Source organism: Maribellus luteus (assembly GCF_003576475.1).
GTDB lineage: Bacteria > Bacteroidota > Bacteroidia > Bacteroidales > Prolixibacteraceae > Draconibacterium > Draconibacterium luteum.
In genome coordinates, this window is the sequence record NZ_QWGR01000002.1 from 67,462 (window position 1) to 89,926 (window position 22,465).

18 protein-coding genes are annotated in these 22,465 nt (G+C 46.7%); 3 read left to right on the top strand and 15 right to left on the bottom strand.

Features of this window, described 5'->3' with window-relative positions:
• Window positions 1-139: 139 nt before the first annotated feature.
• From D1614_RS03065 to D1614_RS03130, 14 genes are all read right to left on the bottom strand, one after another.
• Window positions 140-514, bottom strand: a complete 375-nt coding sequence (locus tag D1614_RS03065; RefSeq protein ID WP_119436425.1) for a heavy-metal-associated domain-containing protein — start codon at window positions 512-514, stop codon at window positions 140-142.
• A 52-nt stretch (window positions 515-566) separates the two neighbouring features.
• On the bottom strand, window positions 567-3,014 hold the full coding sequence (locus tag D1614_RS03070) for a copper-transporting P-type ATPase (RefSeq protein WP_119436426.1): 2,448 nt from the start codon (window positions 3,012-3,014) through the stop codon (window positions 567-569).
• Between the two features lie 30 nt (window positions 3,015-3,044).
• Window positions 3,045-3,266, bottom strand: a complete 222-nt coding sequence (locus tag D1614_RS03075) for an SHOCT domain-containing protein (RefSeq protein ID WP_206609918.1) — start codon at window positions 3,264-3,266, stop codon at window positions 3,045-3,047.
• 21 nt (window positions 3,267-3,287) lie between these two features.
• Window positions 3,288-3,500, bottom strand: a complete 213-nt coding sequence (locus D1614_RS03080; RefSeq protein ID WP_119436428.1) for a heavy metal-binding domain-containing protein — start codon at window positions 3,498-3,500, stop codon at window positions 3,288-3,290.
• A 92-nt stretch (window positions 3,501-3,592) separates the two neighbouring features.
• Window positions 3,593-4,153: a helix-turn-helix domain-containing protein gene (locus D1614_RS03085; RefSeq protein ID WP_119436904.1), complete on the bottom strand. Its 561-nt coding sequence runs from the start codon at window positions 4,151-4,153 to the stop codon at window positions 3,593-3,595.
• A gap of 17 nt (window positions 4,154-4,170) precedes the next feature.
• Window positions 4,171-4,512: a P-II family nitrogen regulator gene (locus D1614_RS03090; protein WP_119436429.1), complete on the bottom strand. Its 342-nt coding sequence runs from the start codon at window positions 4,510-4,512 to the stop codon at window positions 4,171-4,173.
• Between the two features lie 83 nt (window positions 4,513-4,595).
• Entirely contained in the window at window positions 4,596-4,796 is a 201-nt protein-coding gene (locus D1614_RS03095; RefSeq protein ID WP_119436430.1) for a hypothetical protein, read from the bottom strand.
• A 192-nt stretch (window positions 4,797-4,988) separates the two neighbouring features.
• The gene (locus tag D1614_RS03100; protein WP_119436431.1) at window positions 4,989-5,324 is read right to left on the bottom strand and encodes an LDCC motif putative metal-binding protein; all 336 of its coding nucleotides are present in this window, start codon (window positions 5,322-5,324) and stop codon (window positions 4,989-4,991) included.
• A gap of 63 nt (window positions 5,325-5,387) precedes the next feature.
• Window positions 5,388-7,166 (bottom strand): efflux RND transporter periplasmic adaptor subunit, encoded by a 1,779-nt coding sequence (locus tag D1614_RS03105; protein ID WP_119436432.1) that lies wholly within the window; start codon window positions 7,164-7,166, stop codon window positions 5,388-5,390.
• A 2-nt stretch (window positions 7,167-7,168) separates the two neighbouring features.
• Entirely contained in the window at window positions 7,169-8,401 is a 1,233-nt protein-coding gene (locus tag D1614_RS03110; RefSeq protein WP_119436433.1) for a TolC family protein, read from the bottom strand.
• Window positions 8,398-12,261: an efflux RND transporter permease subunit gene (locus D1614_RS03115; protein WP_119436434.1), complete on the bottom strand. Its 3,864-nt coding sequence runs from the start codon at window positions 12,259-12,261 to the stop codon at window positions 8,398-8,400. Before D1614_RS03115 ends, D1614_RS03110 begins: the two co-directional genes overlap by 4 nt.
• A 79-nt stretch (window positions 12,262-12,340) precedes the next feature.
• Window positions 12,341-12,715 carry an HYC_CC_PP family protein gene (locus D1614_RS03120; protein WP_119436435.1) on the bottom strand — a complete coding sequence of 125 codons (375 nt, stop codon included), beginning with the start codon at window positions 12,713-12,715 and terminating at the stop codon, window positions 12,341-12,343.
• Window positions 12,716-12,891: 176 nt separating this feature from the next.
• The gene (locus tag D1614_RS03125) at window positions 12,892-13,461 is read right to left on the bottom strand and encodes a helix-turn-helix domain-containing protein (RefSeq protein ID WP_119436436.1); all 570 of its coding nucleotides are present in this window, start codon (window positions 13,459-13,461) and stop codon (window positions 12,892-12,894) included.
• A gap of 576 nt (window positions 13,462-14,037) precedes the next feature.
• Window positions 14,038-16,041, bottom strand: coding sequence for an FAD-dependent oxidoreductase (locus tag D1614_RS03130; protein WP_119436437.1), 2,004 nt, complete (start codon window positions 16,039-16,041; stop codon window positions 14,038-14,040).
• A 408-nt stretch (window positions 16,042-16,449) separates the two neighbouring features.
• Between D1614_RS03130 and D1614_RS03135 the strand changes: the two genes are divergently transcribed.
• From D1614_RS03135 to D1614_RS03145, 3 genes are read left to right on the top strand one after another with little or no spacing between them, the layout of a single operon-like run.
• The gene (locus D1614_RS03135; protein WP_119436438.1) at window positions 16,450-17,691 is read left to right on the top strand and encodes a TolC family protein; all 1,242 of its coding nucleotides are present in this window, start codon (window positions 16,450-16,452) and stop codon (window positions 17,689-17,691) included.
• 33 nt (window positions 17,692-17,724) lie between these two features.
• On the top strand, window positions 17,725-18,924 hold the full coding sequence (locus D1614_RS03140; RefSeq protein WP_119436439.1) for an efflux RND transporter periplasmic adaptor subunit: 1,200 nt from the start codon (window positions 17,725-17,727) through the stop codon (window positions 18,922-18,924).
• 17 nt (window positions 18,925-18,941) lie between these two features.
• Window positions 18,942-22,028 carry an efflux RND transporter permease subunit gene (locus D1614_RS03145; RefSeq protein ID WP_119436440.1) on the top strand — a complete coding sequence of 1,029 codons (3,087 nt, stop codon included), beginning with the start codon at window positions 18,942-18,944 and terminating at the stop codon, window positions 22,026-22,028.
• On the opposite strand, the gene D1614_RS03150 is transcribed toward D1614_RS03145, so the two are convergent.
• Window positions 22,025-22,453, bottom strand: a complete 429-nt coding sequence (locus D1614_RS03150; RefSeq protein WP_119436441.1) for an RrF2 family transcriptional regulator — start codon at window positions 22,451-22,453, stop codon at window positions 22,025-22,027. The genes D1614_RS03145 and D1614_RS03150 overlap by 4 nt on opposite strands.
• Window positions 22,454-22,465: the final 12 nt, after the last annotated feature.

The following is a 22,465-nucleotide window of genomic DNA, read 5'->3' on the forward strand; positions in this document are numbered from 1 at the left end:
CACTAAACGGCATTTTTTTTTGAGATTGAATAGCAGGGAGTTGAGGATTGGGAAGAAAGAAACAAAGGTTATCATTTTGAAGTGATGTATCAAAATGATAACCTTTTGGCGTAAAATTGGCAATGTGCCGGGACCTTTTTTAATGCTTGTGGTCTTCTTTTCCGGCTTTGTCCTTTTTCTCGCTTTTTCGTTCGTACTGGCAGCATCCGTGAAGATTCTCGTAAACTTCGTCCGGTGCTTTGTAGTGCGGAGTATCGTGGCCAACCTTTGCTATGGCTTTTTCAATGTTGTCGGTGTTGGTCTTTTTATCGTCAAAAGTAACCTCCAGTATTTTGGTTTCTTTGTTCCAATCGGCTTTTGACACTCCTTCAACCGCACTGGCCGCTTTCTCGATGCGTTTTTCGCACATCCCGCAATTCCCGTACACTTTGATTTTTTCCGTTTTATTTCCGGCAAAAACGGCACCCGCACCCATCATAAACAGGGTTACTAAACTTAAAACTTTTGTTTTCATTTTTTGAAATTTTAATGGTTATTACTCAATTGTTTAAAATGTATTTTACTATTTATCTTTTTCGCAATCGCAAGGCATTTGAAATCACAGAAACAGAGCTAAAGCTCATGGCTGCTGCGGCTATCATGGGGCTGAGTAAAAGCCCGAAAAAAGGAAATAATATTCCGGCGGCGATTGGCACGCCCAAAGCATTGTAAACAAAGGCAAAAAACAGATTTTGTTTTATATTCTGCATTACCTTATGACTAAGCTCGCGGGCCCTCAGAATACCGTTTAAATCGCCTTTAACAAGTGTTATCTCGGCGCTTTGCATGGCAATGTCGGTACCTGTGCCCATGGCAATGCCAATGTTGGCCTGGGTAAGTGCCGGGGCATCGTTTATTCCGTCGCCCGCCATGGCCACTATGTGTCCCTGTTCCTGAAACTCTTTTACTTTTTTGTATTTGTCTTCGGGCAGGCAATCGGCTTCAAAACCGTCCAGATGCAATTCTTCGGCAACTGCTTTTGCGGTGTACTGGTTGTCGCCGGTGAGCATGTACACTTTAACTCCCGCTTTTTGTAAGGAATGAATGGCTTTGGCTGACGATTTTTTGATGGAGTCGGCCACGCTAATCAAGCCTTCAACTTTGTTTTCCACCAACAGATACATTACTGTTTGCCCGGTCGATTGCCAGTTCTCTGCTACCTTTTTTACCGCTTTGTCCGGAGATGCGCCAAAGTCATCAAGCAGGCGATGGTTTCCCAGCCCAACCTTTTGCTTTTTGAAAATCGCCTGTACTCCTTTCCCGGTAAGCGATTCAAAATCTTCGAGTTTATCGGGTTGAATGTTCTTTTCTTTGGCGCCTTTCACAATGGCGTCAGCAAGGGGGTGTTCGCTGTTGGCGTCAATGGAGGCTGCCAGCCGAAGTACCTCTTCGTCGCTCATCTTTCCAACCGACCGGTAATTTCGTAATGAAGGTTTTCCCTCAGTGATGGTTCCGGTTTTATCGACGATCAGCACGTCTACTTTGTTCATTTCTTCGATGGCACGCGCATCTTTTACCAGCACCCCGGATTGAGCCATCCTTCCGGAGCCCACCATGATCGACATAGGCGTGGCGAGTCCCAATGCACAGGGACATGCAACAATCAGCACCGCAATGGCATTCACAAAGGCATACACATAGGCAGGTTCGGGTCCCCAAATCGCCCACACGGCGAAGGTGGCAATTGCCACGCCAGCTACAATCTGGACAAAATATTTGGCTACCACGTCGGCGAGTTTCTGAATGGGGGCTCTCGAACGGCCGGCTTCGTTTACCAATTCCACAATTTGCGACAGCAAGGTATCGGCTCCCACTTTTTCCGCTTTCATTTCAAAGGCGGTTTTTCCGTTAATGGTTCCGCCGGTTACTTTGCTGCCCTCCGATTTGTCGGCCGGAATGGGTTCTCCGGTAATCATGCTTTCGTCGATTACGGCGTTTCCCTGGGTTATCGTTCCGTCGACCGGCACTTTTTCGCCCGGTTTCACTTTCAGCATATCGCCCACCATTACTTCTTCCAAAGGAATTTCAAGCTCTTCTCCATTGCGGATTACGCGGGCAACCGGAGGAGCGAGGCCAAGCAGTGCTTTTATGGCCGAATTGGTTTTGCTGTGGGCCCGCAACTCAAGAACCTGTCCGAGCAACACCAGCGTTAAAATAACGGCGGCTGCTTCAAAATATACGTGTACATTTCCGTTGGCATCTTTAAACTGAGCCGGGAAAATTCCCGGAATTAGCAGGGCCAGTACACTAAAAAGGTAGGCGGCTCCCACACCGATGGATATAAGGGTCCACATATTTGGGTTGCGCAGCCGAATAGAGCTCCATCCACGTTTAAAAAAGTCCCAGCCAGCGTAAAAAACAACCGGAGTGGCCAGGATAAATTCTATCCAGTTCCAGACTTTTGTGGATGCCAGGTCGTGTAAACGCAAAAAAGGAAGCATGGTTGACATGGCAATTATAAAAACGGGCAGACTAAAGCCCACAGCCAGCCAAAATTTGCGGGCCATTTTTTTATAGGCTTTTTCCTCGTCGCTTAACATTTCTACCTTCCGGGGAACCAGGTTCATCCCGCATTTGGGGCAGTCTCCGGGATGGTCTTGTTCTACCTCAGGGTGCATGGGGCAGGTATAAATTGTTTCTTTACGGATACCTGTTTTCCGGCTTTCAACTCTTTTCAGATCCATGCCACACACCGGGCAACTTCCGGGTTCGTGGTACATTTTATCGCCTTCGCAATGCATGGGGCAGTAGTACTGTCCTTTGCCTTTTGACGATGTCGTTTTTTTATGCTGATGTGTATCGTGGTGATGAGCATGACCGTGCGAACAACAACCCGGTTGCTGCCCCTGTTTTTCCGCTCCTTCCTTTTCCTGCGGAACAAGGTGCATGTTGCATACCGGGCAATCGCCTGGCTGCTTATAGGTTTTGTCTCCCTCGCAGTGCATGGGGCAAACATATTTTTCAACTGTATCCATAGTACTTTGCTTTCGTTTGTTTCCGAAGAATTAGGAGATAAGGTGCATTTTTTCATCAAACTCTTCTTTGTCTATCTCACCCCGGGCATAACGCTCTTTCAAAATGTCAAGTGCCGATTTGTTTTCTGTTGGAGGGGTGTTTTGTCCGGCATTAATTCCCTTGGTAACAGCCCAGATTAAAACAATCAGGACAGCCATTCCAAGGATCCAGCCGAATCCCATTCCCCAGCCCATTCCATTCATTGCGTACATAACAAGCCTCCTTTCAAACTTTTAATTAATTGTTTCCGCGGGTGCCAGGTGCATGTTGCAAACCGGGCAAACTCCGGGTTCTTTGTACTTTTTTTCTCCTTCGCATTTCATGGGGCATTGGTAAAGAGTTCCACTTTGGGTGTTACCGTGTTGCCCTTGTTGATGTGCACTCACAGAAGGTGCTACATGCATTTTTCTTTTTCTGGTTGCGAATATTTCCTTTACATTTTTCATGATCTGTTGCTTTTAAATTGTATAGTAAAGGTAGAGGCTGCTGAGTGAGAAAACGTTACACTTTTTTTAGATTGATTTACATGATTTTGAACTTATACATCGTTGAGCGATGTGCGTTTTTGCTCGCCCAGTTTTTTAAAGTAAGAAGGCGTAAAACCCGTCACTTTTTTGAACTGCCCCGATAGATGTGCCACACTGCTGTAGCCCATTTCCCAGGCGATTTCGCTCAGCGTTTTTTCGTCGTATACCAGCAGCTCTTTCACCCGCTCAATTTTCAGGTGAATAAGGTGCTTTTCGATGGTGGTGCCTTCTACCGACGAAAACAATGAACTGAGGTACGGATAGTCGAGGTTGAGTTGGGCAACCAGGTAATCCGAGAAATTCAACTTGTTTTCTTCGTTGCGCTGGTACACGTAGTCGATGGAAATGGCCTTTATCTTTTCAATCAAGCGGCTTTTGGCATCGTTAATGATCTCGAAACCCACTGTTTTTAGCCGGGCATTAATCTTTTCCAGCACTTCCGGTTGAAGGTCATTTTTTAGTGTCACGGTCCCCAGTTGTACGTTTTCAGTCGGGATGCCGGCGTCTTTAAAAATCTGCGAAACCACCATAATACAGCGGTTGCAAACCATATTTTTGATGTTGATCTTCATGAAATTTTCGTTTTTCATTAAACCGCCAAAATGCCGTTTTCATCGGTACGAACTTTGAATACTTCGTCGACCGGAGAAACGATGATCATGCCATCGCCCCGGTATCCGGTTCTTCCGTTCTGACGAATAAGCTGAATCACGGGGGCAACATGTTCGTCGGCCACCAGTATCTCCAGTTTTATTACCCGGTAAGCATCGGTAAACGGGTACTGGTCGTTGATGTGTTCTTTCTCGTGGTCTGAGTAGCGGCCTGTGCCCTCGCATCTTACAAGCGTCATGCTGAAGAATCCTTCCTTTTTCAGCGCGTTGTACACCTCTTCCGTTTTTCGGTGTCGTATGTAAGCTTTTATTAGTTTCATGATTTGTATGATTTAATGTTCCGTAAGGCCAGAGTTTCTGTCCTGCAACCAACTCCCTGCTTTGACCTTCGTTCTATTTTTATTTAGCTTTCTTTTTCCGGACAGTTGGTGATGTCCTGAATTCCGCAACCGGCACAAGATCCGTCTTGATCGAGCTTGCTTTCATCAAAGGAGCAGGCATGGCCGGTAAAAGAAGCGTCTTTGTTAAACAGCAATTTCACACCCAGTGCCAAAGTCATAATGGCTACCAGGATAATTGTCACGATCAGAATTTTCAAATACATGGTTTACTCCTTTCTTCTTTTGTTTCAGAGTTCCCGGAGTTAAAATGCCGGGGAACTTTTTCCATCTCTTTTTTCTTGTTGTAACTTACAAAATCACTGATATTCAGCTGTTACATTATTTTATAAAAGGTTTCCGTAATTTTTGTATCAAAAGCTCATTGTGCGTTCAATTGCTCTCAAGCGCTTCCTTTTTCATTCAACATGTTTCTTTTGATTCAAATCGCAACAATCCAATTTATGGCCGCCAAAACTTTTCTTGTTTTGTGCTGCCATGTTTTTTAGCCATCCCCTGAATCCTTTTATTCTCTTTTCGGAAAGGGATGTTTTAATACCGGCAGTATTCAGTTCACTGATTATTTCTTCTTCGCTAATCCTGTATGGATTAAAGTAAACAGTGATTGTTTGCTTATCAAACAGTACGTTCTGAATGCCTTCTTCTTTTTTAAGAGAAGTTAAACAAGCGTTGAGCAAGTCATGGTCCGGGAGTTCGTCAACCCTTAGTTGGATGTTTTGAATGTAATCTTCCATGACGTTTCCTTTTAGTTGTTGAAATCATCCGGAAGAGGTCAGGGCCCCTCCGGTTTTTAGTACTTACTGAAGCGTGTCTTTGTTTTCCCCGCAACTCAGCATCATATCTCCGAAATACGGATTTCGGATTTCCTCCGTTTCGCTAATCCAGTAAGCGCCTTTGTCATCGAGCGCCATAGGGCAATACTGGTAATAAACAGTGTCGTGGCTCAGTCCGAACATTTTCAGGCTGAGGTAAAAGGCATTGTTGAAGTCTGAAAGCGCCAGTCGTTGCTTGTCGATATCGCTTCCCGAACGAATGTTTTTTACGGAGCTGCTCAGCGTTTTGAGCTGATTCATCCAGGCCATGTGTGCATCGCCTTTCAGTAGTTTCATGTCAACCGAATTCAGGGCCTCTTCCACTTTTTGAGCCTCCGAACTTACTTTTCCTGCATCGGATTCAACAAATGCATTGTTCATTTTCAGGTATGCATGCAACACTGCGGAAAGCTGGTTTACGAACTTCGGATCGGATTCAACCCGTTTTATTTCCGTGTGTTGATCTTCGTTCATATTCATTCCTCCGTGGTTGTGTCCGCCTGACGAAGCGCCACCTTCAGGATTCATCATGCTGTGTTTTCCGGCAAGCTGGGCTGCCGCATCAATACTGAAGGTACCGTTGACGGCTATTTCTTCACCTGGCTGCAGTCCGTTTTCAACTACATAACTTTCTCCCAGGGCAGGGCCAAGTTCTACCTCGCGCATGGTGAAATATACGCCTTGATCCGTTTCCGATTTTACATACACCAGCGAACGCTTGCCGGTCCACATCAGTGCTGTTTTCGGAACAACCACTGCGTCGGTTTTGGGCAGCTGGGCTTCCACTTTTCCGGATACAAACATTTCGGGTTTCAGTTTTAACCCTGGGTTGGATTTTACAACCCGTGCTTTTGCCACGCGGGTTAAAGGATTGATAACCGGGTCGAGGAAATCGATGGTGCCCTCGAAACTTTCGCCCGGAAGCGATTCAACCGTAAAAGTTACTTTGTCGCCTTTTTTTATCCACGGCATGTCCGATTCGTACACGTCAAAAAGTATCCATGCTTTTGAAAGATCGGCAATTTCATAAATGGCTTGACCTTTTTGGATGTAATCGCCGGTATTTACTTTTTTCTGTGTTACATAGCCCGAAACATCGGCCCTTACATCAAAGGTTTCCCGGGTTTCTCCTGAAGCCAGAACCTCTTCAATTTGTTGAGCACTTAGCTTCCAGTTGCTGAGTTTTTCTTTGGCAGCTTCAAAAAGCTGGGGTTGCGATGCTTTTATTTTCTGAGCTTCGAGCAGCTCTTCCTGTGCGGTAACCAGCTCGGGCGAATACACCGAGGCGATCACCTGTCCTTTTTTTACATAGTCGCCGGTAAAATTCACCATCAGTTCTTCTATCCTGCCCGGAATGTGTGACGATTGCGAAAACACCAGGCGTTCATCGGCCTGAACCTTGCCGTCGAGCCGTACAATTTTGACGGGGTCGGCTGATCCAACCACGGCTGTTTGCACCCTGGCGAGTTGCATGGCTGTTGGCGACATGCTAATTGCTGCCGGGTCAATTTCTCCGTTTTGTTCTTCCTCCAGCGGAATCAAATCCATACCGCACAAAGGGCAGTCGCCGGGTTCGTTTTGCCTGATCTGCGGGTGCATGGAACAAGTCCAGGTGGTTTCTCCGGCAGCCTCTTCGTGGCTGTGTTCATGATGGTGCTCGTCGGTGGTTTTGGCTTCTGAGCCTCCAAATATCAACCAGCCCAGCAGCAAGCCTGTTGCCAGCGTGGCCAGAATGATGACGATTGTTTTTTTATTTGTGTTCATCGTTAATATGTTTTTGCCGTGATGTAATTTAGTTTTGCCAGCGCGGTTTGTTGTTGTGTTTCCGCCAAGGCTTTCATTTTCTCGTATTGCAGCAGTTGTTGTTGCATGCGCAGCACTTCTTCAAAATCTTTCCCCGAATTTCCGTAGGCACTAAACAAAAGATTCAGTGTTTGATCGGTTTGGCTGATCTGCTTGTCGTACAATTCAAGGAGTTCCTGCTGCTGCTGAATTTGGAACCAGATCATTTCGTAAGCAGAAGAGAGTGAAAGCACGGTTTCCTCTTTCTGAAGCGAATAATTTTCCTGCATCAACTGTGCTTCTTTTTGGGCTGCCTTGTACTTTTTCCTGAAAATCGGAATACTTACCGAAACCATTGGCATCACTACGTTTTTGCCATTATCAGCCATGTCCATATCGGTTCTTTTGCCAAGAACGGCATAATCGAGCCCGACGCCGATTTTGGGTAGTCCATCCAGCCGGGCGGCTGTTTCAGAAGCTTCGCTGGCCTGCACTTTGGCATTTAAAGCCTTTAGCATCGGATTTTCAGTCAGCAACGAATCCTTTCTGAAATTTACGGGAACTGTTTCAATTGGCAGCGAACCGCTAAGTATCACCGCTTCATCTTGTTCCCGGTTGAGCAGTTTGTTAAAAGCTGCCAGCAATGGTTTTTCTTTCATTTCCAGGATCGAAAGATTGGTTTGGGCATCTTTCAGCATAATGTCCACCCGCAACACGTCGGTCATTGGCGAAAGACCATTTTTGAACTTGGTGTTGGCAATGATTTTATACGACTCAAGGATGCCGATGTTTTCCTGCTCAATTTCTTTTAAGCGGTTCAGCTCATACAAAGGGTAATAAGCTGCAGCCACTTCGTAGAACAATTGGTTGCGGGCATCCAGGAATGACTGGTATTTTGCGTCGGCCATCAGCGAAGCCGCATCGGCTTTTGCTTCAAGCGTACCAAACCACGGAAACATCTGGCTGAGCGAGAACTTGGCCCGTTGCGGTCCCACGCGTGTTTCCACCGGCGATAAAAAATAGCCAAACGAAAAGGTGGGGTCGGGTAACGAACTTACCTGCGGAACTTTTTGCAGGGCGGCTTCAAAGTCCTTGTATTTGGCTTGCAGCCCGGGGTTATTGACAGCCGCCATTTCAAGGTAGCTGTCCAGTGTTTGAGCCTGCACAGCGCTAAAGGCTGAAATAAACAGGACTATTAGTATGATTATCTTCTTCATGACTGACTCTTTTTAAGTTTTCGCTCTTCGCGATAGCTGTACAGCACCGGTACAATGAAATAGGTGATGGCGGCAAAAATCATCCCTCCGAAGGCCGGAATCGCCATCGGAATCATAATGTCGGCACCGCGTCCGGTGGAAGTTAAAATCGGCAGCAAGGCAATAATTGTAGTGGCCGAAGTCATTACCGCGGGTTTAACCCTTCGTTGGCCGGCCTCCACCACCGCTGCCCTGATTCCTTTCCAGGTGTTGGGGCGGTTTCGGGCAAAACCTTGGTCGAGGTAAGTTCCCATCAATACGCCGTCGTCGGTGGCAATTCCAAACAAGGCGATGAATCCCACCCATACTGCCACACTCAGGTTGATCGTGTGCATCTGAAACAATTCACGCATGTTGGTTCCGAGAATGGAGAAATTAACAAACCATTCCTGTCCGTAGAGCCAAAGCATCATAAACCCACCGCTAAACGCCATGGCAATTCCGGTGAATATCATCAGCGAAGTAGTGACCGATTTGAACTGGAAATAGAGAATCAGGAAAACGATGGCCAGCACCAGTGGTACGATAATCGACAGCCGTTTTTCGGCGCGTACCTGGTTTTCGTAACTCCCTGAAAATTTGTAGCTCACACCGGCCGGAACGGTGAGTTCCCCGGAATCGATTTTTGCCTGAATCACATTCTGGGCATCGTTGACCACGGTAACTTCCGAAAAGCCTTCGCTTTTATCAAAAAGAACATAGCCCACCAGAAAGGTCTCTTCGCTTTTGATGGCTTGCGGCCCGCGCTGGTATTCGAAATTTACCAGCTGGCTTAACGGAATTTGCGCACCGGTAGGCGTTTGCATCAGAATTTTTCCGAGCGCCTCCGGGTCATCGCGCAGCTCGCGCGGATAGCGCACCCTTACCGGGAAACGTTCGCGTCCTTCCACCGTGGATGTGATTTTCATGCCACCCACAGCAGTTTCTATTGTTTGCTGCACATCTTCCACATTCAATCCGTAGCGCGATATTTTATCCCGGTCAATATTGAACAGCAGATAAGGTTTGCCCACAATCCGGTCGGCAAAAACGGCTTGTGCTTTTACCGAAGGAACGGTTTTGAGGATCTCTTCCAACTTTATCCCAAAGTCTTCGATGGTCTGTAAATCGGGCCCGTACACTTTAATTCCCATGGGGGCGCGCATCCCGGTTTGCAACATCACCAAACGAGTTTCAATGGGCTGTAGTTTCGGAGCCGACGTAACGCCCGGAATTTTGGAAACACGTACAATCTCGTCCCAAATGTCGTCGGGAGAATGGATGTTTTCACGCCAGTTGCGGAAATAATTTCCGTGTTCGTCGGGAATTAGATGCTCTTGCGAAATACCCTGTTCCAGGGCTTCCTGGTTCGAAAGTTTGTCTCCCGATGTCAGAATGAAACGCCCTTCATGGTCGGTTTTGAAACGTACCCGGTGGCCGCGTTCATTGAGCATGTATTCCGGTTTGTAGTTGATCACATTTTCATACATGGAAATGGGAGCCGGGTCAAGCGCCGATTCTACGCGGCCGAGCTTACCGACGGTGAGTTCAACTTCCGGGATATTGGAAATGAGCATGTCGAGCTGACCCAAAACTTCCCTGTTATAAGCAATGCCCGAATGTGGCATTGAAGTGGGCATCAGCAGGAAACTTCCTTCATCCAGTGACGGCATAAATTCTTTCCCTATTCCCGGAAATTCATGGGTTAAGGTAGACCAGACACTGGTTGTGCGGATGTTCCATCCAAGCTTGTCAAAACCGCGGGCGGCAAATCCAAAAAGATTGCTAAAGCCCATCCAGGTGGTTACTCCCATAATAATCAGGAAGGTTGGGATGGAAAGAAATGCAACTTTATGATCGAGACACCAGGTCAGTATTTTCTTGTAGAAATATTCAAGCAATGAAAAAGCCCCCAGGATAATGGTCAGCAGAATGGCCACAAACACGACATTCATCACCAGGCTTTTGGTTGGTCCGAGTGGCAGCCAGTATCTTGCCAGCAGCCAGGTAACCCCGATGAGTACAATAACGATTTCGATGTACTCCAGGAGCCAGTTTCCGGCTTTTTGAATACGATGTGACAGGCTCTTGTTTTCAGTCTCTTGTTTTTTGTCTCTTGTTTGTTCCTTCTTGAATTGTTTGGCGGTTCCGGCTATTGCAAATGCCAGTATCATTATTCCTCCCCAAATTTGTCCGGTTATCAGCAGAACGATGCCAAGTGGGATGAGGATGATGTTCACCCATTTACGGATGATTTTGCTGTTGATGCGCGCGCCAAAAAACCAGTGTGCCAGTGCCGGCATAATAAACAGCGAAACAATCAATGCTGCAATCAGTGCAAAGGTTTTGGTAAAGGCCAGCGGTATAAATAGTTTTCCTTCGGCAGCCTGCATGGTAAATACCGGGATAAAACTGACAATGGTAGTTGAAACGGCTGTCAGGATAGCGGAACTTACTTCTGTAGAACCGTTGTATATCGTGGTGATGAGCTTTTGTCCGGGGGGTGCTTCTTTGGTGTGTTTGATTATGTTCTCCGAAAGAATCACCCCGAGATCGACCATGGTCCCGATGGCGATGGCGATACCTGAAAGTGCTACAATGTTGGCATCCACGTTAAAATAACGCATGGCAATAAACACCATTAAAACGGCGATTGGCAGTAAGCTCGAAATAAGCAGCGATGCCCTCAGGTTGTATACCATGATGATTACCACCAGGATGACGATCAGGACTTCGAGAGAGAGTGCCTCTTCGAGCGTTCCCAGGGTTTCGTAGATCAAGCCTGATCGGTCATAAAAGGGTACAATGGTAAGCTGGCTTTCCACTCCGTCGGGTAATACTTTTGAAGGCAACCCGGGTGCAATGTCTGCCATTTTTGCTTTTACATTGTTGATGACTTCCAGCGGATTGGCACCGTAGCGGGCCACCACTACGCCACCTACCACTTCGGCGCCGTCTTTGTCGAGCGCCCCACGCCGGTTGGCCGGGCCAAGAGTTACTACTCCAATGTCTTTTACGCGAACCGGAACATTGTCCTGAACCGCCACCACGGCCTTTTCCAGGTCGCCCACGTTTTTGATGTAACCCAATCCGCGAACCAGGTATTCTGCCTGGTTGATCTCGATGGTTTTGGCTCCCACATCGCGGTTCGATTTCAGAACCGCCTGCATTACCTTACTCAGTGGAATGTTGTATGCTTTCAGTGCATCGGGATTTACATCTACCTGGTATTCCTGTACAAACCCGCCGATGGAAGCAACTTCAGAAACACCTTCGGCAGCGTTGAGCGCATATTTTACAAAGAAATCCTGTACAGTGCGTATTTCGTGCAGGTCCCATCCTCCGGTGGGATTACCTTCTTTGTCGCGCCCTTCGATGGTGTACCAGTAAACCTGGCCAAGTGCAGTGGCATCGGGGCCAAGCGCGGGCTGAACGCCTTCCGGCAATAAACCGGACGGCAATGAATTGAGCTTTTCCAATATACGTGACCGCGACCAGTAAAATTCGATATCATCATCAAAAATGATGTAAATACTGGAGAAGCCGAAAATAGACGAGCTTCGGATCGACTTAACGCCCGGAATACCTAAAAGGTAGGTTGTTAGCGGATAAGAGACCTGGTCTTCAATATCCTGTGGTGAGCGCCCAGCCCATTCTGTAAAAACAATTTGCTGGTTTTCCCCAATATCGGGGATCGCATCGACCGGTACCGGGTCGTTGGGTAAGATTTTAGTGTCCCAGCCAAAAGGCGAAGTGATAATCCCCCAGCTAACAAAGAGGATTAAAACCAGCATAGTGACCAGTTTATTTTCAAGAAAAAAACGAATGATTTTATTGAGCATATTCTTTTATCTATGAGATTAATACAATAAAGAATCAGGCATTTGTCGAGACAATGCCTAGTTGTTTATCATAATAATTTCATAAAAGATATACTTGTTGTTCAGCAAGCTTTTCCATCACCGTGAGCGGTGGCGGAGTTTGGCCGATAAAGGAATGTTCTTCTTCTGTTTCGTAAGGTAGCAGAACTCCGGCTTGCCAGATCAACTGGGTGAAAAGGTCAAACTCAGCAGTAACCGGTACCGAGAAAACAGCCGGTGCTGAAAAATCGTCTTTTACCTGGAAAAACCGGGTCTCATCGTTGCAGCAACCGGAATCGCCGCAGCAGGAGTCTGCCTGGTGAAATACCGAAACTGAGACCATGTGACCGCCACAGTAATGCTTCGACACCATCAAGCCCATTGTGGTGAGCAGGAGCAGTGTCGCAAAAACAATATGTACGATCTTTTTCAGCATTCTTTTTCTAAAACAGTTGTGCCCTTTAAATGTTTATTTTTTGGCATTGAGCGATGAGATGATTGCTCTTTTGGGTTTCATACTCACCAATCTTAGCAAAGATAAGGCGCCGGAATGGACCTGTTTTTATACAATTTTGGAAAATGTTTACAGGATTTTGAGAGAAAGGGAGGCGTTTATCCGATGCTGTCAAGCGAACGGCGGTCTTTATCTTTGAGTTTTTTAAAATCGCCGGGAGTCATTCCGGTCTCCTTTTTAAATTGTGCTGAAAGATGCGCGGCACTGCTGTAGCCTGTTTTAAAGGCGATTTCGCTGGTGGTAAGTTCGCCGTATGAGAGTAGTTCTTTTACGCGTTCAATTTTTTGCAAAATGGCAAATTTCTCGATGGTGACTTCTTCGGAAGCTGAAAACAAATGGCTTAGCGATGAATAATCGGCACCTATTTCCCGAACAAGGTATTCCGATAGATTCAGGTTTTGTACCGGGTGTTCTTCCGAATAATGAACCCACTGAATAATGGCGGCTTTTATTTGCTCAAGGGTCTGGCTTTTTTTATCCTGAAGGAGTTCAAAGCCTTTTGATGTTAAGGCTTCCGAAAGCTGCAATGTTTGAATTTCAGAAGGCGCCGGGTCGGTTTCCACTTCTCCCAGTTTGATTGACAAAACCTTGAATCCTTGTTCTTCCAATACGCTCCTGACTGTTTCAATACAGCGGGGACAAACCATGTTTTTAATGTGCAGAATCATTTCTCAAATCGCTAACAAACATCTAAAGTAACAATTCAGATATGAAATTGATGAAAATATTTTTGGTAGGTAAGGGAAATCGCGTTGAACTTTTATTCTTGTTTCACGTGGTTTGTACTTGCCTGAGAATGTCGGAAAATAATCATAGACATGATGTTCCGATACTACGAACTTAGGGGCTTTGCCCCCAACCCCACTTCATTTTTTGGCTTGAACCAAAAAACGAAGCAAAAAAGTTCAAGGCTGCGCCCGCTTCGCACGAAAAATTGGCGTTCGAACGTCTAAATCGTCCAAACTCGCTCGTTCCTCACTCAAACAAGGACGATTTTTAACGCCGCTCTCACTGATTTTTCGGCTCACCGGCCGAGGCCGGCTGCATCGCAACCTCAGACTGAAATCGATAACGAATCACTTTTTCTCCGGGTAACTGTTTCAATAAGTGTGACTTATTAGATGTTTTTTGAAAGTGATTGCCCTGTTTGCCAGGTGATTGGCTGAATGCATGGATTAAAATACAAAGAGCCGGTTTGTAAACGACGAACCGGCTCTTGTGCGAATATGTATAAGCTAATTGGATCAATACCTTGACATCATGGCTGAGATGCCGCCACCGTTGGTGACGTTTGAAAATCCGCGGCTCATCAGCACTTGTTGGGCATAAGCCGAGCGGGCTCCTGTGGCACAGTAAACAATGATTTCGCGGTCCATGTTTTCTCCCAGTTCGCCTTTTCCTGTCATGATATCGTCGAGTGGAATATTAACAGCATCGGGAAAGGCCCCGCTTCGGAATTCTCCCGGCGTACGCACATCAATCACCAGTTTTTTGAGTTCTGATGCACTTACATTTTTGTTGGTTTCGGTTTCTTCCATTACTTTTTCGCCAATGCTTTTTTTCTCGATTGGCAATGGAAGCATGTTGATATTGCGGAAACCGGCTGCTGCTGCATGACGTTGCAAAGAGGTGTGTCCTCCCGAGATGTTCATTACTTCTTTACAGCCTGCACCAATAAGTGTGCGAACTGCCTGATGGCCTTTTTTTCCGGTCTCGTCATAAACCAGAATAGCAATATCTTTTGGAATTCTGTCGAGATTGGGCTGCAACATTTCGAGCGGTAAATGATGTGCGCCGTTCATCTTGCTTTTTTGGTGGGCAAACACATCGCGGATGTCAAGTACGATCAGCCGTTCTTTTGTTTCGAGGTAGGCATCAAGCTCCGAAACCAGTATACTTGGCCCATAGCCCGACATTTTGTTTTCGGCTGCATAAGCCGCCATGTTCATGGCATCGTTGGCCGTGCCGATTGGCGGAGAATAGGCAAAATCAACGTCTGCAAGATCGCTCACGGTAAGTTTGCCCGCACAGGCTGTTGCAATCACGTCCAGACGTTTGTCGGCGCCTTTGTAGCCGGCCGTTTGTCCGCCCAGTACCACTCCGGTATTTTTATCGAATACAAGCATTACACTCACTGTTTCTGCTCCGGGATAATAGGAGGTATGGTGTTCTTTGTGCACCACCACCGCATCGGCATCAATTCCAGCCGCGCGGGCTTGTTGAAGTGAAAGTCCGGTGCTGCCTGCAACCGCATCAAAAACACGAACCACCGAAGTGCCGATCGAGCCCTTGTAGCTGTGATTTCCGCCCAGTGCATTTTCTGCTGCAATTCTTCCCTGACGGTTAGCCGGCCCTGCCAGCGGGATGCGTACTTTTTTGCCGTTCACGCGGTGTTCGATTTCCACCATATCGCCTGCGGCAAAAATATCGGGCGCGGAAGTCTGCAATTGGTCGTTCACCAGCAAACCTCCGGCTTCACCCATTTCAAGTCCGGCGTCTTTTGCCAGTTGCAAAGTGGGGCGAACGCCAACAGAAAGTAGTACCATATCGGCTTCCAGCGTTTTGCCATTGTCCAGTTCAACTGAATTGCTGTTTATTTTTATGACCGCCGTTTCAGTATGAATACCAACACCAAAGGCAAGCAGTTCGCGGGTCAGAAATCCGGCGGTTTCGGCTTCCATCAATGGCATTACATGCTGCATTTTTTCCACCACATGAACTTTTAGTCCTCTTTTTACCAACGCTTCCACCATTTCGAGGCCGATAAAACCGCCACCCACAACTACTGCTGTTTTTGGATTGTTGTTTTTCAGGTGATAGTCAATTTTATCCATGTCCTCCAGTGTCCAAAGACTAAAGACATGGTCAGCACCGGCTCCCGGTACATCGGGTTGAATCGGGCGTCCTCCTTGGGCCAGAATCAGTTTGGTATATTCAAAAGTTCTTTTCTGTCCGTTTTGGCTGTTGGACATGTGAACCTGTTTTTTGTCCTTGTCAATGCTTTCAACCAGTGTATTAACGTGCACCTCTACCTGGTACTGTTCGTTAAAACTTTCGGGGCTTTGCAGAATCAGCTTCGAGCGGCTGTCGATATCGCCGGCAATGTAGTAGGGCAAGCCACAATTGGCGAACGAAACATCAGGGCCTGCTTCCAGCATGGTTATTTGTGCATTGGGTGATAAGCGGCGGGCTTTGGCTGCGGCAGTTGCTCCGGCGGCAACACCTCCAATAATCAATAGCTTTTCCATATTCCTGTTTTATCCTTGGTCTTTATGACTTTCTGTAAATATCAAATATCGATACATCTATATATTTCGATGCGAAAGTAGATAAGTTTTCAGAAGTACGGAGCGATTCTTTTTAAATGTTAACTTATTGTTTAAGCTTTGACGGGTCAAGAAACAGGGGAATGACTCGCGGATAGATTTCAATTCAAAGCTTTACTGAAAAATACTTTTTACTCTTAAAAGGTTGTTTCCAACGCAAGTATTTTGATTTTGGGGTGTCAAAGCTAAAGGCAAGATTAAAAAGGGATGCTGAAATTTCACACTAAAAAAGCTGAAATAAGATACGTTTTGATCGTGTATATTTTAATAACCAAATAGTTACAATTTACATTTACTATACATAACTTTACAGAAAACAAAATTCTAACCATGCAGATCCGGGATTTATTCATGATCCTGTTCGCCTTTTTATTTTTTCAGAGCTCCGGACAGGAAAGTTTGATTACGATAGAACAAGCCGTAGAGTCGGCCTACAACCGTAACACCGAGTTGCAGCAAATGCGTGCGCAGTTGCGGCAAAAAGAGAACCAGTGGCGAACAGAAACAGGCGTTTCTGCTCCCGAAATCAGTTATTTTAAGGAAGGGATCAGCTCGGGCCCGGGAGATGCCTTTGATGAGCAGCGGATTACGATTTCGCAGGAATTTGATTTTCCGCTCACCACGTCGTACAGGTTAAAAGGCCTGTCGCAGGAAGTGGAGGCGGTTGCCTTGCTGGTAAAAGCCCGGGAAAACGAGATCAAAGCGGAAGTAAAAAGCAAGTACGTGGAGGTTTTGTATGCCCAGTATCTTCAGCGGTCGCGGCAAAACCAGGTAAAACTGGCCGAGGAACTTTACAAGGCCGTGTACACCCGGTTTGAGATGGGAATGGGCAATGGCATCGATCTGGCGAATGCCGAACTGCGGCTCGAACAGGCAAAAAACGATTTGGACCAAACAGAGTGGGTGTTGCACCAGGCACGTTATGGTTTGTTTTATGCCATGGGTTTGCCGGTGGAAGACCAGAAATACAGCATTCAGTTTTCGGATACCCTGCGTGCCACCGATATTGAAGTTTCCCAGATACTGACACTTTCGGTTCAGGAAAGCCAACCTGCCTTTCTGGCGTCGCAGCACGAACTGGAAGCTTCCGACTTCTATATTAAGGAAGCCAAAAGCAACATTCTGCCCGATATTCGCCTGAATCTTTATACCCAGGATTACGGTACTGGCTATGATTTTAAAGGATTTGAAGTGGGTTTGAAAATTCCGGTCTGGTATCCGTTTGATCAGAAAGGAAAGATAAATATGGCACAGGCCAAACAGGAAGAGATTCGGTGGAAACAGCAGGAAATAAGGCTCAACACCAAAAAACAGATTGAATATGCCTGGCACAATTACTCGGTAAGCCAGTCGATTATAAAAAGATACAATACTACTATGAAAGAGAAAGCCGAGCATTTGCGCAGTCTTTCTTTGAGAGCTTACCAACTGGGAGAAGTAGATCTGCTTAATCTTCTGAATGCCCAGCAAACCTATCTGATGAGTGAAGAAAGGTACTTGCTTGCCTTGCGCGATTATTACCTTCAGCTTGTAACACTCGAAAAATACCTTGACCGTGAATTAGTGTATTAATGAATTATCGAACCGAAAGTAAAAGCATATAACATGAAGAATATTTTATCCTTAGCAGTTCTAGTGGGATTGGCCGCGATACTGTTTTCCTGTGGATCGGAAAAGCAACCGGGGCAGTCAGAAACAAAGGAACAAACCGAACTCCCGCCTTCTTTGCAACCCGAAGGTGCATCAACCGGAAAGTTGATTCAGTTAAGTGAAAAGGAGCAAAACGAGTTAAGCATCCAGGTGCAGAAAGTAGCCAATAATTTTATTGACTATACGGTAACTGCGCCCGGAGTGGTGTTTCCGGCACCGAATCACGGTAGCATCATCAGTACGCCCATCAACGGGCGAATCAGCAAAATGAACAAGTTTGAAGGAGCTTGGGTGAAAAAGGGCGAAGTGTTGTTTGAGATTCAAAGCCTTGAGTTCGGAACGCTGGTGTCGGAGTATTTGCAAGCCTTTGCCGAAGAGCGTTACCAAACCAGCCGTTTGAAAAGAATTAAACAGTTGGTGGAAGAAACCATCTCTTCGGCGAGTGAGTTGGAGCGGGCAACGGCTGAATACGATCACGCATCGGCCAGTTCGCGTGCAGCCTACTCCAGGTTACGGGCCGTAGGAGTTTCGGTGGAAGAAATAAAATCTTTCACCGACGGCGAAAACATCGATCCGGTGCTGAAAATTCATTCACCCATCGATGGAATTATCGAGAAGAACTTTGTGGAACTGGGACAGTCGGTAAATGCGCTGGAAAACCTTTCGCGTGTGCTGGATACACGGGATGTGCTGATCCGCGCTTATCTGTCTCCCGACGATGCCAGGCTGATCAATACCGGCGATTCGGTAGTTGTTTCCAAACGCGAAAAGGAAGAAACCATTCTGTCGGCGACGGTTTCTTCGGTCAATCCGGGGCTGGATGAAGATACCCGGTCGGTGATTGCCAACATCCTGGTTCCGGCACGCGATGGCTGGCCCAAACCGGGGGAAAATGTACGGCTCTCGATTGCTACTTCTTCAAAAAAAGAAATCATAGCACTTCCGGTGCAATCGCTTACATACGACGGGAATAACCCGGTGGTTTTTGTGAAAAAAGGAAACGGCATTTATGAAAAGCGCTTTATTGGTGTTTCCGAAATTCGCGACCAGTATGTTTTTGTGGATAGCGGGCTTAGCAATGGCGAAGAAGTGGCCATTTCGAATGTATTCAGCCTCAAGGCTCTTTCCCGTTTCGATATCATCGCTGAAGAATAATCAAGAAAGGAAAAATCATGTTAAAAGAAATCATCACTTTTAGTGTACGGCAGAAGTTTGTAGCCCTTTCGTTGGTTATTCTGATGGCTGTGGCGGGGTATTTTTCGCTGATACAGTTGCCGATCAATTCGCTTCCGGATGTGACGCCGGTGCAGGTGCTGGTCATTACCAAGGCCGGCAGGTATTCGCCTTACGATGTGGAGAAACTGGTGAGTTACCCGATTGAAACCGCCATGAACGGCTTGCCCGATGTGGCAGAAGTGCGTTCCATTTCACAGTTTGGTTTGTCGGCTGTAACCGTGGAGTTTGAAGAAAAAACAGATATTTATTTTGCCCGGCAGATGGTAAGCCAGCGTTTGCAGTCGATCAGCGACGAGCTTCCACCCGATGTTTCCAGCCCGCAGCTGGGGCCGATTACCACGGCTTTGGGGGAAATTTATCAATACGTGGTAAGCGGCGAAAACTATTCGCTGACCGAACTGCGCGAAATTCAGGACTGGTTGATTGCCCCGCAGTTGAAAGTGGTAAAAGGCGTTACAGAGATCAACTCTTTCGGTGGCTTTGTAAAACAATACAATGTGGTGGTTCAGCCCGGGCGCTTACGGATGTTTGGCATCGGCATCTCGGAAGTGATCACGGCCATTTCGGCCAACAACAGTGTTTCGGGAGGGAATTACCTCGAACACAACGGCGAGCAGTTTATCATTCGCGGTGTTGGGCAGATCAACAAAGTTGCTGACCTGGAAAATATTGTTGTTACCAATATCGATAACAAACCTGTTTTTATCAAAGATGTGGCTTCGGTTGAAATTGGTACGCAGATCAGGCAAGGCGGTGTTACGCAGGATGGAAAAGGGGAAGTGGTAACCGGAATTGTGATGATGTTGCGCGGCGGAAACGGAAGAAACGTGATTGCGGATATTGAAGATAAGATCGACAACATCAACCAAAACCTGCCGGAAGGAGTAAGCATTGAAAAGTTTTACGACCAGTCGGACCTGATCAGCCGGACAACGGCCACCATCTCCACCAACCTGATAGAAGGTGGTTTCCTGGTAATTGTGGTGTTGTTGCTTTTGCTTGGGGAAATTTCAGGAGCTTTGATCGTGGCGATGGTGATCCCGTTTTCGATGTTGTTTGCGTTCATCGGGATGCGCGAGTTTGGTCTGGCAGCTAACCTGATGAGTTTGGGTGCAATCGACTTCGGGATGGTAGTGGATGGTTCGGTTGTAATGGTGGAAAACATCGTTCACGGCCTTCAAAAAGATAAAGGCAAAAACAAGGATGAAATTATCCGGAAATCGGCACACCAAGTGGTGCGCCCCATCTTTTTTGGGGTTCTGATCATTCTGATGGTGTATGTTCCGATCATGACTTTCAGTGGAATGGAAGGCATTATGTTTCGTCCGATGGCGATTACGGTGGCTGCGGCGGTTTTGGGATCATTGCTGTTGGCGCTCATTTTTGTGCCGGCCATTTCATCCATTGTTTTTCGAAAAGGGGTGAAAGTGCGGAAAAATTACCTGATCAACTTCTTAAAGCCCAGGTACACGAGTTCGCTTACCAAATACATGGACCGCAAGTGGTTTGTGGTTTCGGTGGCAGGTGTCATCTTTGCGGCTTCGTTATTTCTGATGACCCGCTTGGGAACCGAGTTTATTCCCGAGTTGGATGAAGGCTCCATTTTGATTGAGCAGGTGAGAATGCCTTCGGTAACCTTGGATGAATCCATCGAAAATGCCAACTGGCTGGCGGGAAAACTGGTTCAGAATATCCCCGAAATTCAAACGGTGGTGCCGAAAACAGGCCGTTCTGATTTGGCCAACGACTGGATGGGGGTTCATCAAACGGATGTGTGGGTGATATTGAAGCCTGCCGACGAGTGGCGAAAAGGCCTCACCAAAGAAGATATTATTACCGAAATTGAGCCATACCTGCAAACAGAGCCGGGGCTGGTTTACAATTTCACACAACCTATTGCGATGCGGGTTGATGAGCTGACCAGCGGTGTAAAATCTGACCTGGCGGTGAAGATCTACGGCGAAGACCTGGATGTGCTGAGCAAGATCGGTGAAAACATTTCCACGCTGCTTCCTCAATTAAAAGGAACAGATAATTTTTACGTGGAGCAAACCGTTGGACAGCCTTATATCACCATCGAAATTGACCGCGAAGCAGTTGCCTCGTTTGGTTTAAATGTGGACAATGTGCAGCAGGTGATCGAGGCTGGAATTGGTGGCCAGGAAGTGGGCCAGGTTTACGAGGGACAACGGAGGTTTGGCATTGCTGTTCGTTATCCCGAAGATGTGCGCGACGAGCTGCATAAGATTCAGGATGTGCCGGTACATTTGTCAAACGGTGGTTATGTTCCTTTAAAGCGGGTGGCCAAAATTGTTTTGCAGGAAGGCCCGCGCGAGATACAGCGCGAGAACGGCTGGAGGCGCCTGATTGTGGGCATCAATATCAAGGACATTGACCTGGGGAGTTATGTTGCCAGTCTGGAAGCCCAGATTCGGGAGAAAGCCGAGATACCTGCCGGATATTTTATCGATTATGGCGGTACATTTGAAAATCAGCGCCGTGCAATGCGGCATTTGCTGTTGGTAGTGCCGCTCTCGATTTTTATCATCATTGGCCTGTTGTACCTCAACTTTGGTAAAATGAAATATGCCATTCTTATTTTGCTAAACCTTCCTTTTGCTTTATCCGGTGGAATTTTTCTGCTGTGGGTGCGCGGAATGTATCTTTCCGTTTCAGCAAGTATTGGTTTTGTAGCCTTGTTTGGGGTGGCGGTACTCAACGGGATTGTGTTGATCGATCATATTAACGAATTGCGAAAAGAGCGGAAGGGAGACCTGAAACAGCTGATTGTGGATGGTTCGGCCGACCGTTTACGACCCGTGCTGATGACCGCTTTGGTAGCGAGCCTTGGTTTCATCCCGATGGCTTTTAACACTGGTCCGGGATCGGAAGTGCAACGCCCGCTGGCAACCGTGGTGATTGGAGGTTTGGTAACATCTACCTTGTTAACGCTGATGGTTTTGCCCATTATTTATCATTGGATGGAAAAAAGGGCGTTGAGGCGTAAAAAGCCTGCAAATTAAGCAACAAAATCATCGAGCTTTACCTGTTTGTCGAGTAAGTCCTGGAGGGTGGTCGCTTTCAGGTAATCGATGATGCGGTTGTTCAGTTCGCCCCAAAAACCCTTGGAGGCACATGTGTCTTCGCGCTTACACGTATGGTGATTCGAAAGACAATCGACCACGCAAATGCCAGGTTCAAAGGCGTTGTGTATGTCGTTAATGGTAATTTCAGAAGGCTTGCGGGTGAGAATATATCCGCTCTTCCGGCCCGAAGCCTTGGTGACCAGGCCGGCAACTTTTAAAGAAGTCATAATGTGGTCGAGGTATTTATAAGAGATTTGCTGGTTTTGAGCAATCTCTTTTTGGTAAATACCATTCTCGCATTCGCTCATGGCTATTTCAAGAATAGCACGAACGCCATACCTGGTTTTCGTACTGAATTTCACAGTGGTTAGTTG

Bases quoted from the DNA above. Each gene is read 5' to 3' on its own strand.
- D1614_RS03145 (WP_119436440.1), top strand. From the start codon at position 18,942: ATGTTAAAAGAAATCATCACTTTTAGTGTACGGCAGAAGTTTGTAGCC.
- D1614_RS03135 (WP_119436438.1), top strand. From the start codon at position 16,450: ATGCAGATCCGGGATTTATTCATGATCCTGTTCGCCTTTTTATTTTTT.
- D1614_RS03065 (WP_119436425.1), bottom strand. From the start codon at position 514: ATGAAAACAAAAGTTTTAAGTTTAGTAACCCTGTTTATGATGGGTGCG.
- D1614_RS03090 (WP_119436429.1), bottom strand. From the start codon at position 4,512: ATGAAACTAATAAAAGCTTACATACGACACCGAAAAACGGAAGAGGTG.
- D1614_RS03130 (WP_119436437.1), bottom strand. From the start codon at position 16,041: ATGGAAAAGCTATTGATTATTGGAGGTGTTGCCGCCGGAGCAACTGCC.
- D1614_RS03095 (WP_119436430.1), bottom strand. From the start codon at position 4,796: ATGTATTTGAAAATTCTGATCGTGACAATTATCCTGGTAGCCATTATG.
- D1614_RS03070 (WP_119436426.1), bottom strand. From the start codon at position 3,014: ATGGATACAGTTGAAAAATATGTTTGCCCCATGCACTGCGAGGGAGAC.
- D1614_RS03110 (WP_119436433.1), bottom strand. From the start codon at position 8,401: ATGAAGAAGATAATCATACTAATAGTCCTGTTTATTTCAGCCTTTAGC.
- D1614_RS03080 (WP_119436428.1), bottom strand. From the start codon at position 3,500: ATGAAAAATGTAAAGGAAATATTCGCAACCAGAAAAAGAAAAATGCAT.
- D1614_RS03100 (WP_119436431.1), bottom strand. From the start codon at position 5,324: ATGGAAGATTACATTCAAAACATCCAACTAAGGGTTGACGAACTCCCG.
- D1614_RS03075 (WP_206609918.1), bottom strand. From the start codon at position 3,266: ATGTACGCAATGAATGGAATGGGCTGGGGAATGGGATTCGGCTGGATC.
- D1614_RS03125 (WP_119436436.1), bottom strand. From the start codon at position 13,461: ATGATTCTGCACATTAAAAACATGGTTTGTCCCCGCTGTATTGAAACA.
- D1614_RS03105 (WP_119436432.1), bottom strand. From the start codon at position 7,166: ATGAACACAAATAAAAAAACAATCGTCATCATTCTGGCCACGCTGGCA.
- D1614_RS03140 (WP_119436439.1), top strand. From the start codon at position 17,725: ATGAAGAATATTTTATCCTTAGCAGTTCTAGTGGGATTGGCCGCGATA.
- D1614_RS03120 (WP_119436435.1), bottom strand. From the start codon at position 12,715: ATGCTGAAAAAGATCGTACATATTGTTTTTGCGACACTGCTCCTGCTC.
- D1614_RS03115 (WP_119436434.1), bottom strand. From the start codon at position 12,261: ATGCTCAATAAAATCATTCGTTTTTTTCTTGAAAATAAACTGGTCACT.
- D1614_RS03085 (WP_119436904.1), bottom strand. From the start codon at position 4,153: ATGAAGATCAACATCAAAAATATGGTTTGCAACCGCTGTATTATGGTG.